General features: G+C 62.9%; 8 protein-coding genes. 5 read left to right on the top strand and 3 right to left on the bottom strand.

Annotation, left to right across the window (positions count from 1 at the left end):
• The 3 genes from ABIB06_RS29400 (at nt 1) to ABIB06_RS29390 (ending at nt 4,002) form a co-directional block, all read left to right on the top strand.
• Nucleotides 1-789, top strand: a complete 789-nt coding sequence (locus ABIB06_RS29400; protein WP_354051380.1) for an ABC transporter ATP-binding protein — start codon at nt 1-3, stop codon at nt 787-789.
• 95 nt (nt 790-884) lie between these two features.
• On the top strand, nt 885-2,723 hold the full coding sequence (locus tag ABIB06_RS29395; protein WP_354051381.1) for an AMP-dependent synthetase/ligase: 1,839 nt from the start codon (nt 885-887) through the stop codon (nt 2,721-2,723).
• Between the two features lie 79 nt (nt 2,724-2,802).
• Nucleotides 2,803-4,002, top strand: a complete 1,200-nt coding sequence (locus ABIB06_RS29390) for an ABC transporter substrate-binding protein (RefSeq protein ID WP_247344223.1) — start codon at nt 2,803-2,805, stop codon at nt 4,000-4,002.
• Between the two features lie 163 nt (nt 4,003-4,165).
• On the opposite strand, the gene ABIB06_RS29385 is transcribed toward ABIB06_RS29390, so the two are convergent.
• Together ABIB06_RS29385 and ABIB06_RS29380 are read right to left on the bottom strand one after the other, a co-directional pair.
• Nucleotides 4,166-5,290 carry a lysozyme inhibitor LprI family protein gene (locus ABIB06_RS29385; protein ID WP_354051384.1) on the bottom strand — a complete coding sequence of 375 codons (1,125 nt, stop codon included), beginning with the start codon at nt 5,288-5,290 and terminating at the stop codon, nt 4,166-4,168.
• A gap of 126 nt (nt 5,291-5,416) precedes the next feature.
• Nucleotides 5,417-6,148, bottom strand: coding sequence for a transglutaminase-like cysteine peptidase (locus ABIB06_RS29380; RefSeq protein ID WP_354051386.1), 732 nt, complete (start codon nt 6,146-6,148; stop codon nt 5,417-5,419).
• A gap of 740 nt (nt 6,149-6,888) precedes the next feature.
• Between ABIB06_RS29380 and ABIB06_RS29375 the strand changes: the two genes are divergently transcribed.
• Nucleotides 6,889-12,591, top strand: coding sequence for a VCBS domain-containing protein (locus ABIB06_RS29375; protein WP_354069759.1), 5,703 nt, complete (start codon nt 6,889-6,891; stop codon nt 12,589-12,591).
• A 131-nt stretch (nt 12,592-12,722) separates the two neighbouring features.
• Nucleotides 12,723-14,954, top strand: a complete 2,232-nt coding sequence (locus ABIB06_RS29370; RefSeq protein ID WP_354051390.1) for a CHASE2 domain-containing protein — start codon at nt 12,723-12,725, stop codon at nt 14,952-14,954.
• 86 nt (nt 14,955-15,040) lie between these two features.
• On the opposite strand, the gene ABIB06_RS29365 is transcribed toward ABIB06_RS29370, so the two are convergent.
• Entirely contained in the window at nt 15,041-16,636 is a 1,596-nt protein-coding gene (locus ABIB06_RS29365) for an ABC transporter substrate-binding protein (protein WP_354051392.1), read from the bottom strand.
• Between the last annotated feature and the right edge of the window lie 157 nt (nt 16,637-16,793).

Genomic DNA, 16,793 nt, shown 5'->3' with positions numbered 1-16,793 from the left:
ATGGACGCCGCCGTCACGCCCGATATCATCTTGAAGCTCTCCAACATCGAGAGCTATTACGGGCCGATCATGGCGATCCGCGGCATCTCGTTGGAGGTGCCGCGCGGCCGTATCGTCACGCTGCTGGGCGCCAACGGCGCTGGCAAGACCACGGTGCTGAAGACCATCTCCGGCATTCTCGATCCGCAGAAGGGCGCCATCGAGTTCATGGGCAAGCCGATCCAACGCATGGAGGCGGACAGGATCGTGCGGCTCGGCCTCAGCCACGTGCCGGAGGGGCGCGAGGTGTTTCCGTTCCTCTCCGTGCGCGAGAATCTGATGATGGGCGCCTATCCGCGTAGGGATCGTGACGGCGTTGCGGAAGATCTGGAGCGTGTCTACGGCTATTTCCCGCGTTTGAAGGAGCGCATCAACCAACCGGCCGGACAGCTCTCCGGCGGCGAACAGCAGATGCTCGCGATCGGCCGCGCGCTGATGAACCGGCCGACGCTGCTGCTGCTCGACGAGCCCTCGCTCGGCCTGTCGCCGCTACTCGTGAAGGAGATCTTCTCCATCATCCGCCGGGTCAACGAGGAGCAGGGCATGTCGATCCTGCTGGTCGAGCAGAACGCCAAGGTTGCGCTGGAGACGGCGCACTACGGCTATGTGCTGGAGATCGGCCGGATCGTGATGAACGACACCTGCGACCGCTTGATGCATTCCCAGGACATCCAGGAATTCTACCTTGGCGCCAAGGAAGCGGGCGCGCGAGGCGAGCGGCGCTGGAAAAAGAAGAAGACTTGGCGTTAAAGCAAGACTTGGCGTTAAAGCAGGATACCCGTCCGTAACAATAGACCGCCGGCAAGGCAGGCAGCGGAGGGGAACGCGACAAGGAGGAGAGGTGCATGGCCCGACAGGCGGTGCTGACGGTCGCTGACACCATCGCGAAAAGCTTTTTGCGCGCCGCGGAGACGCGGGGCGACAGGCCGGCTATACGCGAGAAGAAATTCGGGATCTGGCAGCCGACGAGCTGGCGCGAATGGCTGGAGATATCGAAGGAGATCGCCTACGCGCTGCACGCCATCGACTTCAGGCCCGGCGACGTCGCCTCCATCATCGCTAACGCCGTGCCGGAATGGGTCCATGCCGACATGGGCATTCTATGCGCCGGCGGCGTCTCCTCCGGAATCTATCCGACCGATGCGTCGTCCCAGGTCGAATATCTCGTCAACGATTCCCGAACCAAAGTAATCTTTGCCGAGGACGAGGAGCAGCTCGACAAGGTGCTGGCCTGCCGCGCGCGCTGTCCGTCTCTGCAAAAGGTCATCGTGTTCGACATGGAGGGCCTCAGCGGGTTCTCCGACGACATGGTGATGTCGCTCGACGAGTTTCGCGCGCTCGGGCGCAACTACATGGCGGGCCGCGAGGCGCTGTGGCAGGAGATGGTCGACAGCCGCAGCGCGGGCGATCTCGCGGTCCTCGTCTATACATCCGGCACTACGGGTCCGCCCAAGGGCGCCATGCACGCCAACCGCAGCGTCACGCATCAGATGCGGCACGCCAACGATTTCATCCCGGCGCGGGAGGACGACGATCGGCTGATCTTTCTGCCGCTCTGCCACGTCGCCGAACGGATCGGCGGCTATTACATCTCGGTCGCGCTCGGCTCGGTGATGAACTTTGCCGAGAGTCCGGAGACCGTGCCTGACAATCTGCGCGAGGTGCAGCCGACCATCTTCCTCGCGGTGCCGCGCATCTGGGAAAAATTCTATTCCGCCATCACCATCGCGCTAAAGGATGCGACGCCGTTCCAGCAATGGGTCTACCGCCGCGCCATCGGCATCGGCTATCGCATGGTCGATTGCAGGATCGAAGGAAAGGCGCCGCCGCTGTCGTTGCGCATCGCCAACGGCATCGCTTACCGGCTCGCATTCCGCAACATCCGCCGCATGATCGGGCTCGACCGTTGCCGCGTCGCCTTCACCGGCGCGGCGCCGATCGCACCGGATCTGATCCGCTGGTATCTCGCGCTCGGAATCGACATCCACGAGCTCTACGGGCAGACCGAGAATTGCGGCGTCGCGACCATGATGCCGGCGGAGCGGATCAAGCTTGGCTCGGTCGGCAAGGCTGTGTCGTGGGGTGAGGTCGCGCTGTCGCCCGACGGCGAGATTTTGATCAAGGGCGACTTCCTGTTCATGGGCTATCTGAACCAGCCGGAGAGGACAGCCGAGACCATCGACCATCGCGGCTGGCTGCATACCGGCGACGTCGGCACCATCGACAATGAAGGCTTCGTCCGCATCACCGACCGGATGAAGGACATCATCATCACCTCCGGCGGCAAGAACATCACGCCGTCCGAGATCGAGAACCAGTTGAAATTTTCGCCCTACATCTCGGATTCCGTGGTGATCGGCGACAAGCGGCCGTACCTCACCTGCCTCGTGATGATCGACCAGGAGAATGTCGAGAAATTCGCCCAGGACCACGACATCCCATTCACCAATTATGCTAGCCTGTGCCGCGCGACGGAGATCCAGGACCTGATCTGGCGTGAGATCGAAGCGGTCAACGCCAATTTCGCCCGCGTCGAAACCATCAAGAAATTCTATCTGATCGAACGCCAGCTCACTCCGGAGGACGAGGAGCTGACGCCGACCATGAAGCTGAAGCGCGGCTTCGTGAACAAGCGCTATGCCGCCGATATCGAGGCGATGTACCTCGCGCGGGCGGTGGCTTGACCAATCTCGTTCGAAAACAGCGAAGGAGTGATGGCCCCCACCCTTCGCATCATGCGGGCCCCAAGGAGAGGAGACGTCAATGTCGAGATCGTCGAGAGCGTTCGGCTTTGCGGTAGGCGCGGTGGTGCTCACCAGTCTGCCCGCCGCAGCGCAGACCAAGGTCACCAATGAAGGCATCTCGGCCTCCGAGATCGTCATCGGCACCCATCAGGATCTGTCGGGGCCGATCAAGGTCTGGGGCGTGCCGGTCTCCAACGGCATGAAGATGGCCGTCGAGGAAATCAACGCGGCCGGTGGCGTCCAGGGACGCAAGATCAGGATGATCCTCGAAGACAACGGCTACGATCCGAAGAAGGGCGTGCTGGCCTCGCAGAAGATGGTCGAGCGCGACAAGATCTTCGTCATGATCGGCTCGATGGGATCGGCGCCGACGCTGGCCGCGCAGGACATCCTGTTCGATGCCGGCGTGCTCCAGCTCTTCCCGCTGACCGCCGCCGAGTTCACCTTCAAGTTCGACCCGGCCAAGCCGCAGGAGCGGCTGAAGTTCAACAACCTCTTGCCCTATGTCGAGAGCACGCGCGCCGCGCTGAAATACATGGTGGAGTGGAAGAATTTTGGGAAGCCCTGCATCATGCACCAGGACGACGAGTACGGAAAGAACGTGCTCGACGGCTTCACCCAGCAATTGACGGCCATGAAGCTGCAGCCGGCGTCGGTGACGAGCTACAAGCGCGGCGCCTCCGACTTCAGCGCGCAGATCGCCAAGATGAAGTCCGACGGCTGCGATCTCGTCGTGCTCGGCACCGTGATCCGCGAAACCATCGGTGCCATGACGGAGGCGAAGAAGCTCGGCTGGGACGTCACCTTCCTGGGGGCGACGCCGACCAACGTGCTGGAAGTGCCGGCGCTCGGCAAGGACGCCGTCGAGGGCCTCTATGCAGCGTCAGGCTTCGAGATTCCGTACGAGGACACCGCCAAGGGCAAGGTCCACGACTGGCTCGTCAACTACAAGAAGATGTTCAACACCGATGCCAACACCCAGGCGATCATCGGCTACAACGCGGTGACGACGTTTGCGTTCTACGCCAACAAGGCGGGCAAGGATCTGACCGGCCAGAAGATGCTGGACGCGCTGGAATCGGGCGACAAGTTCCTCGACATCTTCAACTCGCCGCCGACCAAGTTCTCCAAGACCGACCACCTCGCCAACACCATCACCCAGGTGCAGCAGGTCAAGGGCGGCCGCTGGGTCCTGGTGAAGGACAATCTGATGTTTTGATCGGATCGCTCTTGCGGCGCTAACGGTGCACCCTCGTCCCTTGCGGGAGAGGGTGGATCGCCGCGAAGCGGCGAGCCGGGTGAGAGGTTCCCTCCTCGCGAACAGTCTTGCCCTCATCCGGCACCATAGCCGATGCGAAGCGTCGGCGTTCTTTAAGGACGGTTCACGATCCCCCGCCCGCGGTGCCGGAATTCACCGGGGCCAGTTCGTCTTCCCGGCAGCGCCAGCCGTCGGCGGCTTTCACAAACGCAAAAGTGCGCTGGATCCTGAGGCGGCGTGTGACGTTGAAGGCGTCTGCGGAGCGCTCCTTGTTGCCGCCGCCAGGCTGTGGACGACCCGTCCTGGCGTCCCAGCAGGTGCCCGTGCAGGCGGACGCGACCTTGCTGCACATGGTGAAGGGCGCCAGCACAACCATCTCGATCTCGCCCGTGACCTGCGCCTCCTGCTCGGTCACCTGGCTGTCGAGCGCGTAGACGCGGTTGATGCGGAGGAAGTTACCGCAGGAATTGGCCGCGTGGATTCGCGCGGCGCAGAAGTCGACGGCGTCGGTGTCGGGCAAGCGGGCTACGACCTGTCGGCCGAACACCTTTTTCGGATCGCCTTTCGCCGCGCCGATCTCGCCGGCCTTGTGCTTGAGATAGCCGGCGAGACAGTCCTCCGCCGACTCGAGCTCCCCGAGCGGCACGTTCTCCTTGCCGACCAGATTGCATTTGCGATCGCGCTCCCGCGTCCACCGGCCATATTCGGCGAAGGCAAAGCGTGCCGCTGTCGGATCGAGCTTGCCGATCAGGCTGAGCACCTGGCTGTTCAATTCGGTCTCGGCAAGCGCCAGCGACGGGTCCGCACAGATCAGCGCACCCGCTGCGGTGTTGGCCGCGAGACAGTCGAAATCCGGATCGCGCACGATCGCTGCGCGCTCCTCGGTCACCTTGAGGAGGCATGCCTTCACCCGGTCGAAATCGTCGGTGCGGATTGCGGTCTGGCCGACGATGCCGCAACCGAGGTTGCGCTGGCGGATCCAGATCGCGTTCTCCTCGATTCCAGGCAGGCGATCGGGCAGGCGGGCAAGCCGCGCCTCGATTCCCGTGCTCAGCTTCTCTGCGGCGGCGGCAAGCTCGGCATCACCGCAGAACAATTGATTACCGGGATCGCGAATCTGCTGGCAGTTGTTCCTGGCGAACAGCGGCAGCCTGTCGGCGACGGAGCGGTCGGAGGTGCCTGATTGCGCGAAGCCCGGTGCCGCCGGCAAAGCCAGCAGCGCAAGCAAAGTCAGCACGATGAACCGCATTTCAGTCGCCCCCGCAAAGCCGCGGCCATGCTAGCGTCCCGGATCGCGCGGCGAAATGGCTTTGTGGCGGGGTGGTTGGGCTCGTAGCCAGGATTTCGCTGCGTTCCGTCCGGGCTACAACATCAATCAATGCGTCTCGGCGGCGACCATCGAGAACCGCACGGGTTCGTCGACATATTTCATCACGGCCGACTGGTAGAGCACGAACAGCGGCTGGTAGCTCCGTGCAGCGTCGTCCTCGACCATTGCCATGCGGCGGTTGTCGAGCATCAGCCAATGGCCGTCGAGCCGTGTGGCGGCAACCGCATGCTCTTCGCCGGCCCTGACGTCGCGCACCACGACAATGCGAAGGTCTTCGGCGGCAACGCCCGCGAGCCGCAGGGCGGCGAGCTTGGCAATGGCATAGTCCTCGCAATCGCCGGCGCCGCGCGCGAAGGTCGCGAGCGGCGAGCTCCAGACGTCCTCAGAACCGTCGTTGGCGGCACGGATAGCCAGGTTGATGGCGCGATTGGTTTCGCCCAGCAGAGCGCGGCCGTCACGGCTGCGGGCCTGGTCGACGATGGCGATCAGTTTCAGCGCGGCGGGCGAAGCGCAATTGTCCCGGTCGCCGTCGCACAGCGCGAGCTGCACCATGTCGTCATCGAGCCTGGACTTCAGCGCGAACCATTTCTGTTGCAGGCCGCCGGCGGAGGTGGCGAAGGCGAACACGCCGAACGGCTCGGCGGATTTGCGCACGAGGACACCGGCCCCCGGCGACAGCAGCGTGCCGGCGCGAAGCTCGGCGGCCGATCCGAGCAGGATCAATCCGCACAGCACAATAATTGCGCGCCAAGCGCGCGAGCGAGCAGCGGTCTCCATCTGACATCCCCTTCCGGCTTCGCCAGGTCCCCCTCGATCTGGTCGTGCGGGCTTTGTTGCTTTCGCGGAGATAGTGCGAGACGGGCTGTTTTGTTCTGCTTAACGCGCCCGGCTGAGGTCCCAAAACCGGATAACAGGCTGAAACCGGTCTGGCCCAATTGCGTAAAATTTTACGAATCGGGGACTAGGTAAGAGGCCGCCTGCCGCGAAATCGGACGAATTGCAGGTACTGGTTGTGCCGCGGCCGATTCCGCGCCCTATGGCTAACGACCCGCTATTTCACGGGTTCTGTTAATTGGGTCACAGATTTGGCTCCGTATTTGCCGCAGTATGTTGCGGGGCACCACGAACGATAGATAACTCAAGTATTCGTTGTAAAATTTATACAAGCGAATACAGATGGTACCGAAAATGGGCTCGGATAAGCAATCATATACTTACAGATATTTCGATAAATACGTTGCTTCCTCTAAGGTGGCGGGGCCTGGTAGGGGCGTCGACCGCTGGGTGATGCGAAATCACACAAGCAATAGATGGTTTCGCTAGGGACTTGGTAATGATAAGCAAGCTTAGGCGATCGATACTTACTTAGATTTTAACCCTTTTTTGGTGCCCGATTGAATTACGCTGGCATATTTAACGCCGCGATTTCCTTGGATGGCGCGGGTTCCCACTCGCCCTCCGACGCCCATGTCGATTCCTTTACGGGCAAGCCTTTTATCGCGAAGGCGCAGGGTCACGTGCCTGAGGGCGCGTTCGTTGTTCCCGATCCAAACCTGATCTTCAACGGCGAGTACAAGCGCGCAGGCAGCGATCTCGTGCTGTCCCACGACGGTCACGAGTTTATCGTTCCCGATTATTTCAGGGGCGACAAGCGCGCGGCGCTCTCGTCGCCGGATGGCGCGCACCTCAGCGGCGACATCGTCAACGCGCTCACGGGCCACGTCCAATATGCGCAGGCCGCGTCCGGCATTGCCGCCGCCCAGGTCATCGGCCACGTCACCAAGCTGTCCGGCAGCGCGACCGCGGTCCGCAACGGAGTCTCCATCATCCTGAACAACGGCGACAACGTCGAGAAGGGCGACGTGGTCTCGACCGGCGGCGACTCGACGCTCGGCATCACCTTCATCGACGGTACGGTGTTCGGCCTGTCCTCCAATGCGCGGATGGTGCTGAACGAGATGGTCTACGACCCCAACGGGTCGAACAATTCCTCGCTGCTTAGTCTGGTCGCAGGCACCATCACCTTCGTTGCCGGCGAGACCGCCAAGCATGGCGACATGAAGATCGACACCCCGGTCGCCACCATGGGCATCCGCGGCACGGCGGTGCTGAGCCAGATCCACTTCGTCGTTCCCGCCGGGGGCGGTGAACCGCAGCCGGAGGCGAGCTTCCAGGTGCTGGTCGAGCCGAACGGCACGACCGGCTCCTACATCCTGTTCGACAAGGTCACGCTGCTGCCGATCGCGACGGTCAACCAGGCCGGCCAGATGATCCAGATCAGCGGCGGCAACGTCTCGATCAGCAATGCGCTGATGTCGCCGGACGTCCAGAAGCTGATCACGGACGTGTTCACGCTGAAGTTCACCGACAACAACACCAACACCAAGCTGACCACGAACTTCACCGATTCGATCACACAGACCAGCTACGATATCTTGCTCAAGACGCCAACCGGCGCCACCGCGATTGCGACCTTCGCGAACCTCAATCCGCAGGGACCGCAGGGCCCCGGCACATCCACGTCGACCAGCAACCGTATTCCCGGCCCGCCCGACGCGCGCACCCTCGATCTCAACGGCAATGTGACGTCGGAATTCGCGCTGACCGAGCGCGCGAACACAACTGGCGACACGACGCATTCCGACACGATCTCCGGCCTGATCACCTTCCTCGACCAGAACCTGGGTGACCGGCCGACGGTGAGCGTGAGCCTCGGCGACGCGCCCAACTACGTCTACAAGGACGCCGGACTGCACGATGTCACCGCATCGCTCACCTCGCTCCAGAAGCAGGACATCGCGGCGACGCTGATCAACATCGACGTGGTCGCCAAGGGCGGCAACACCAACACCGGCTCGGCGGTCTGGACCTACACGATCCCCGACCACGTCTTCGACTTCCTCGCGGCTGGCGAAACGTTGACGCTGACCTACACGGTCCGCATCGCCAACAATTTCACCGTGAGCCCGGACACCGCCACCAGAACGATCACCATCACGATCACCGGCACCAACGACAAGCCCACCGTCGCGACGTCGGGTGGCACCGTCATCGAGAAGGTCGGGACCGGCAACGAGGCTCTGGACACCATCACGGGCACAGTCATCTTCAGCGATGTCGATCTGACGGACCGGCCGATCGTGAGCGCGGCGCTTTCGTCCACCCAGCCGTTCAAATATCTAGATGTCGAAGGGCGCGATATCACCGCGACGCTGACGCCGGAGCAGCGCGCCGCGATCGCCGCCGTCGAGGTGCCGCTGACCGTGGTGCAGGGCGCCGGAAACGGCAACAACGGCTCGGCCACCTGGGCCTACAGCGTTCCCGACCATCTCTTCGATTTCCTCGCCGAAGGCGAGACGCTGACCCTCAATTATGTGGTGCAGGTCGATGACGGGCACGGCGGTGTCGTCAGCACGCCGATCACCGTGTCCATCAATGGTGCAGACGTCAATGTCGAGGGCACCAACGACCTCCCGACGATCGTCGAAGACTCCACCACCCCGACAGGTGCGGTAACCGAGGATAGTGCGGCCACGCTCGCCGCCAATGGCACCGTTACCTTCAACGATCCCGATCTCACGGACACCCACACCGCGAGTTTCGATCTGAAGTCGACGGTTTCGAACGCGCATCTGCCCGGCTTCAGCGACGGCACTTCGCATATCGGCACGTTCGCGCTCACGGCGGTGAGCGAGAGTCCCGGCGTCAGCACGCGAGGGGCAGTCGGCTGGACCTTTACGATCGACGATAGCGATCCGGTGCTCCAGTCGCTGGCCAAGGGCCAGACCATCACGCAGGTTTACACCGTCACGGTCGACGATCATCATGGTGGGACGGTCACCCGAGACGTCACGGTCACCATCACCGGCACCAACGACGCGCCGACGATGACCAGCAGTGCCGCGGATGCCACCGGAGCTGTGACCGAGGACACCGGAGCGACGCTGTCGACCGACGGCACGCTGGCGATCCAGGATCTCGACCTGATCGACACCCATGCGGCGCAGGCCGTGTTCAAATCGGCGACATCGAGCGCGCATCTGCCGGGCTTCGACGGCGATACGCCGCTCGGCAGCTTCACGATCGATTCCGACGTCGCCGAGTTCAACACCGACACCGACAACGGTGCGACGCTGGGCTGGCACTTCAGCCTCGACACTAACGATGCGATGCTGCAATCGCTGGCTCAGGGCCAGACCATCACCCAAGTCTACACCGTTACCTTCACCGACGATCACGGCGCGTACGTCTCGCAGGACGTGACCGTCACGATCAACGGCGCCAATGACGCGCCGATGATCACGAGTGACGCTGCCGATGCTGCCGGAGCTGTGACCGAGGATGCCTGCGCGACGCTGTCGATCGACGGTATGCTGGCGATCCAGGATCTCGACCTGATCGACACCCATACGGCGCAGGCGGTGTTCAAGTCGTGGACATCGAGCGCGCATCTGCCGGGTTTCGATGACGACACGCCGCTCGGCAGCTTCACGATCGATCCGTCGGTGTACGAATTCAGCACCGATGCCGACAACAGAGCGACGCTGGGCTGGCACTTCAGCCTCGACAACAACGATGCGGTGCTGCAATCGCTGGCCCAAGGCCAGACCATCACCCAGGTCTACACCGTCACCTTCACCGACGATCACGGCGCGCATGTCTCGCAGGACGTGACCGTCACGATTAACGGCGCCAACGACGCGCCGACGGTCACGAGCGACACTGCTGCGGCGACGGGTACGGTCACCGAGGATGACGGCTTGTCATTATCGACCGGCGGCACGCTGGCGATCCAGGACATCGACCTGATCGACACCCACACGACCGAGTGGTCGTTCAAATCGTCGTCCGTCAGCTCGGCCCTGCCGGGCTTCGAGGACGACAGCACGAATATCGGCACCTTCACGATCGACGCGGTGTCCGAATCCGCAAGCGATACCAGCGCCGCTGCGACACTTGGCTGGCACTTCACCTTGGACAATAGCGATCCCGTGCTGCAGTCGTTGGCGGAGGGGCAGACCATCACTCAGGTCTACACCGTCACGTTCGACGACCAGCAGGGCGGCAAGGTCAGCCAGGACGTCACGGTCACGATCACCGGCACCAACGATGCGCCGGCCGTTTCCTATGTCACGTCGGACTACATAAACTTCGACGGCAAGACCATCGCGGTCGGCGACGTGCCGACGGTCGCGACTAATGACGTGACGCTGGACGGCCGGGTGAACTGGAGCGGGGGCGCCGATCCGGGTCACGGCCAGATCCTGTTCTACAACGGCAACACCTCGACCGCCGGCTTCGGTATGCTTGGCACCGTCAACGTCGATGGTACCTTGGAGCTGCAGATTCTCGCAGGCGGCGTCGACATCGAGGATACCGGTGTCGCGCTTACGGCCTCGCAATGGCACAACATCGCACTGACCCGCGACAACGGCACCTTCACGCTCTATCTCGATGGAAACCTCGAATATTCGCAGTCATGGGGCGTCAACCCGATCGACGGCAGTCCGTCGGCGTCTTACATGATGATTGGCGCCGCGAGCGAGCCAGGCGCAGCGGGCTTTGGAGGGGAGGGCTTCTTCGGCTCGATCGCCGATGTCAGCGTCTGGACCACCGCGCTCACGCAGACGCAGATCCAGACGATCGATTTCACCACGCTCACCGGCAGCGAGGCGAGTCTGGCCGCGTATTATCAGCTCGGCGACGACAGCGGGATCACGGCCGCCAATTCGGTCAACCCTGCCCAAGGCCTCAATATCGACCTTGCCGATCTGATGGAAACCAATGCCGGCCAGCTTTCGCATGGCGTGTTGGCGGTCTCCGACGTCGACGCGATCGATCACGTCACGGTGTCGGTCAGCCAGATGCAGGTTGCTCTCGACGGCGTGCTGCAAACCGGCAGCGTCGGCGGGCTGTCGCATGCGGACCTGCTGAACTACCTCACCGTCCCGCCCGGCGAGATCCTCGACGGCACGGCCACCAGCACCCAGTTTACGTGGCAGTTCAATTCGGGCGGTCAGGCCTTCGATTTCCTCGCGGCCGGCCAGACGCTGTCGCTGCAATACACCATCGTTCCGTCGGATGCTGATGGCGCGGGCACGAGCGCAGTCGTCACCGTCAACATCTCCGGCACGAACGACGCGCCGACGCTGTCCGATCTCCACATCGGCGCGCTCACGGATACGGCCGCTGCCGACACCTTCTCCGATTTCATCGGGACGCTGACGGGCAATGATGTCGATACCGGCGAGACGGCGACCCTGACCTATTCCGTTCTCAATGCGGATCACCATGCTGCGACGACAGCCGGGGGACTGTACGGGACGCTGACGGTCAATCCCGACGGCAGCTACAGCTACGTTCCGAGCGCCGCCGCGATCAACGCGCTGGCGGAAGGATCCTACGCGGATATTTTTACTGTCCAGACCGCGGACGTGCACGGTGCGATCGGCACGGCCATGCTCACGGTGGATGTGACCGGGGCCAGCGACGCCACCGGTCCGGTCATCGACACCGAGAGCTTCCAGGTCGAGCACATCATCGAGAACAGCAACGAGATCATCACCGATCTCGTGGTCACCGATACCGATTCCGACGCCGGCACGGACACGTTCACCGTCACGGTGTCGACAGCGAATCCGGATATCAGCACCGTCAGTGTCTATCCGGCGTCCGGTACGCTTGCGCAGATCAACGCGGCCCTCGCGGGCGGCGCGGGCATCACCTACGATCCGGCCGGCGCCAGCACCGATGAATGCCTGCAGCCGCCCGCGACCGACCAGATCACTCTGACCGTTGCCGACTCCGCCGGCCATAACGACACCATCAACTTCATCTTCGTCGAGGGCGCGAGCGGCCAGGGCATGACGCTGCAAGGCACCGGCGGCAAGGACGTCATCTTCGCGACCGAGACCGGCGACACGCTCACCGGCGGCGGTGGCAAGGATCAGTTCGTGTTCTCGCCGAACGCATCGGGGGCCGATGGCCAGCACATCATCGCCGATTTTGCGGCCGGCCTCGACAAGATCGATCTGCGGCAGTTCTCTGACGTGGACTGGAGCAATATCACCATCGCATCGCAATCTGGCGAGATGCTGGTTTCGTGGACCCACGAGATCGGCCAGCATGAGGGAGAGCCGGTCTTGGAGAGCGAATCGCTGCTGCTGCAGAATGTGACCGCGAATCTCAAGGCCAGCGATTTCATCTTCCATGTCACCTGACGAGCGCCCGGCCTGCGCCTTGACCGGGGCAAAAAATCCATAATCCTGTGCATGCAGGTGATGGCCAATTGCACGCGGACGCTCCATGATCGGCGCGCACGGCATGATGCAGGCCAGGAAGTCCGACCGGCATGAAACGTCTCAAAATCCTGCGGCGGTGGTTTACGCGGAAGTTCGGGTTTGCGCGGCTGATGTGCCTTGGGCTGCTGGTCGTGTTTGCCGGCGCCCGGCTCTGGGATCCGCCGCCGATCCAGGAATTGCGGCTCCGCACCTTCGACATGTTTCAGTTGATCGATCCGCGCCACAAGACGGCGCGGCCGGTCACCATCGTCGACATCGACGACAAGAGCCTCGCCAAGCTCGGCCAGTGGCCGTGGCCGCGGACGCGGATCGCCGATTTGATCCAGAACCTCACCAATAACGGCGCGGTCGCGATCGGCTTCGACGTGGTGTTCTCGGAGGCCGACCGGCTCAACCCGGATATCGTCGCGAGCCAGATGCGCGATCTGGACGATGCCACCCGCGCCAAGCTGCGCGAGCTGCCGAGCAACGACCAGATCCTGTCCGAAGCGATCAAGCGCTCGCGCGTGGTGCTGGGCGAGACCGGGCAGCACGCCATATCCTCCGAGGTCGACAAGTCGCTGCCCTTCACCGGCGTCGCGACGGTCGGTGAGGAGGGCGCCGAACGCTTCCTGTTCGAATTCCCGGGCCTCCTGCGCAACGTGCCCGTCATCGAGAAGGTCGCTGCCGGCCGCGGCCTGTTCTCGATCAGGACCGAGCGCGACGGCCTGATCCGCCGCGTGCCGATGATCATGCGCGCCCAGGGCATGATCATGCCCTCGCTCAGCCTCGAGATTCTGCGCGTCGTCACGGGCACGCCGACGCTGCTTGTCAGGACCGACAAGACTGGTGTGCGGGCCGTGCGTCTGAGGGGTGTGGAGATTCCGACCGACAGGAACGGTCAGCTATGGGTGCACTATGCCCGCCAGGATCCCTCGATCTACGTCTCGGCCGCCGACGTGCTCGACAACACGGTGCCGCCGGGCAAGTTCTCCGGCAAGCTGGTGCTGGTCGGCACTTCCGCGGTCGGACTGAACGACATCAAGACCACGCCGGTGTCCTCGACCATGCCGGGCGTCGAGATCCATGCGCAGGTGCTCGAAAACGTGCTGAGCGGCGCCGTGATCTCGCAGCCGAACTACGCGCTTGGCGTCGAGCTGCTCGCGGCGCTCGTCATCGGAATTCTGGTCATCATCTTCACGCCGAATCTCGGACCGGTACGCCTCGTGCTTGCGGGTGCGACGTTCGCCGCGATCCTGATCGGCGTGTCCTGGTTCTTCTACGCGCAATATCGCTATCTCATCGACTTCACCTATCCGCTGCTCTCGACCACGGCGATTTATTTGACGCTGATCTTCGCCAGCTTCGTGCGCGAACAGCGGCAGCGCGTGCAGATCCGCGGCATGTTCGCGCAATACATGTCGCCGGTTCTGGTCGAGCAGCTCGCCCAGTCGCCGGAAAAGCTCGTGCTGGGCGGCGAGGAGCGCGAGATGACGATCATGTTCTCCGACGTGCGCGGCTTCACCACCATATCGGAAACCTACAAGCACGATCCGCAGGGGCTCATCGCGCTCATGAACCGCTTCCTGACGCCGCTGACCGACGTGATCATCGATCAGAAGGGCTATATCGACAAATATATGGGCGACGCCATCATGGCGTTCTGGAACGCGCCGCTCGACGATGCCGCGCATGAGGTCAACGCCTGCGAGGCCGCGATCCAGATGCTCGAGAAGATCGACGCGGTGAACAAGGACCGCGAGCAGGAAGCCGCCGATGGCGGCCACGTCTACATCCCGCTCAATGTCGGTATCGGTCTCAACACCGGCATCGGCGTGGTCGGCAACATGGGCTCCGACCTGAAGAAGAACTATTCGGTGCTCGGCGACAGCGTGAACCTGGCCTCGCGCCTGGAAGGTCAGTCGAAAGAGTACGGCTTTCCCATCATCGTCGGCTCGAGGACCGCGCTCGCCGCCAAGGACAAGTTCGCAATCCTCGAGCTCGACTTCATCATGGTCAAGGGCAAGACCGAGCCGGAAGTGATCTACGCCATCGCCGGCCGCGGCGACGTGTTGCATTCTGGACCGTTCCAGCGCCTGCGCAACGTCACCATCGAGATGCTTGCCTGCTATCGCGGCCGCGACTGGCAGGGCGCGCTGGATGCGATCGAGCGCGGTCGTCGCAGCGAGGATGCCGACACGCTGGAAAAGCTGTTCGGGCTGTACGAAGCCCGCATCAAGGATTTCCAGATCAACCCGCCGGCGGAGGGCTGGACCGGGGCGTATGCGCTGCTGACGAAGTAAGGGGGGCGAGAGGCTCTCGCTGCCGCCCAACAAGAGGTGTCGTCCTGGCGTTCGCCAGGACGACGGCAGAGGGTTGAGCTGCCGTCTCACTCCACCCCGATCGTCGTCAGATCCTGGAACCAGTGCTGCGCTTGCACGAACTGCTTGATCTTGGGCGACAGTGCATGCGGGTTGGTGTCGTGGACCACCCACACCAGCGTGGCGTCGTCAACGATCAGCGCATGCGCCTGGGCCAGCAGTTCGTCCTGCTTGGTGGCATCGAAGGTCTGCTTGGCCTCGTCGATCAGCGCGTCGACCTTCGGGTTCTTGTAGCCGCCCCAGTTGACGCCGACCGGCGCGATCTGGCTCGAATGGAAGAAGCGGACGATGGCGTAAAGGGGATCCGAGGTGACGTAGGCGATGTTGTTGGCGGTGATGCCGGCGTTGATCTCGTCGGCCGCGCCCTTGCGCCAATGCGTATAGAGCGTCTCGAGCTCGACCACCTTGAAATCGATGTCGATGCCGATCTCCTTGAAGCTCTGCTGCAAAAATTCGTTCATCGGCAGCGACAGCATCTGGCCGGTGCCGCCTTGTGCGATGATGAAGGTGGCCTTCAGCGGCTCCGCCTTGGAGTAGCCGGCTTCCTCGACCAGCTTCTTCGCCGCGGCGACATCGTATTTCAGCTCGAAGCTCGGCTTGCCGAACCACGGGCTGGATGGATCGACCTGGCCCTTGGCGGGTTTTGCGAGGCCGTTCATCAGGCCGACCACTGCCTCACGATCGATCGCGAGATTGAGCGCCTTGCGCAGGCGGATGTCGGTCCAGGGCGAGCCCGGCAGCACGCTCAGATGATAATTCCAGACATGCGGCGTGATGTTATCGACGAGCTTCATGCCGGCCGCCTTGAGCTGCGGCACGGCGTCCGGCGCCGGCGTCTCGATCAGGTCGACTTGCCCGGCGAGCAGCGCATTGGTGCGCGTCAGCGCTTCCGGCATCGGCACCAGCACGAGCTTGTCGACCTTGGGAATGCGCTTCTTGTTCCAATAATCCGGATTCTTCGTGAGCTCGGCGAGCTCGCGCGGCACCAGTTTCGTCAGTTTGAATGGGCCGGTCCCGGAGGGCTGGCTCGCGAACTTGTCCCAATCCTTGCCGAGCTTGTCGTATTGCGCGGGGCTCGACACAAGAAACCAGAGCATCTGGTAGGGAAAGAAGGAATCGACCGTCTTGGTGGTGATCTCCACTGTGGAATCGTCGATCTTGGTGTAGCTTGCGACCGAGGGCAGGCGGGTCTTCACCTGCGCGCTCTGCCGCTTGTCGAATTGCGGCGCCTTGTCGTTGAGCACCTTGTCCAGATTCCAGATCACCGCATCGGCATCGAACTCGCTGCCGTCGTGAAACTTCACGCCCTTGCGCAAGGTGAAGCGCCACTTGGTCTTGTTCGTGTCGTCGACCTTCCACTCCGTGGCCAGTCCCGGCACCAGCTTGCCGGGCCGGTCGGCGACGTCCATCTCCCAGGCCACCAAGGGGTCGTAGATCGTGTAGGCCGTGAACTGATAGGCGCCGGCACCGCGGTCGGGCTGGCCCGTCGTCAGCGGAATATCCGCCATGGAGATGCCGTAGCGCACCACCGTTTCGGCACGCGCCGAAATTGCGGAAAACGCCAGCGCAAGCACGGCGAGACAGGTCGGCAGTCGGATACGCATGGCCCATAGCTCCCAGGGAGAAATCGGGGCCAAACTTGCAATCTTGATGCCAGAATAGGCAGCGGGCGGCCCTCGCCGACGTCCGATCACAAGGACTTGTCGTCGCAGGGACAATTCGCAGAATAAGTTTCCCCATTGGCACAGCCATTGCATACGA

Source organism: Bradyrhizobium sp. LB8.2, assembly GCF_040548035.1.
Classification (GTDB): Bacteria; Pseudomonadota; Alphaproteobacteria; order Rhizobiales; family Xanthobacteraceae; genus Bradyrhizobium.
Note: the sequence above shows the minus strand (reverse complement) of the source record. Positions and strands in the feature narration are given on the sequence as shown.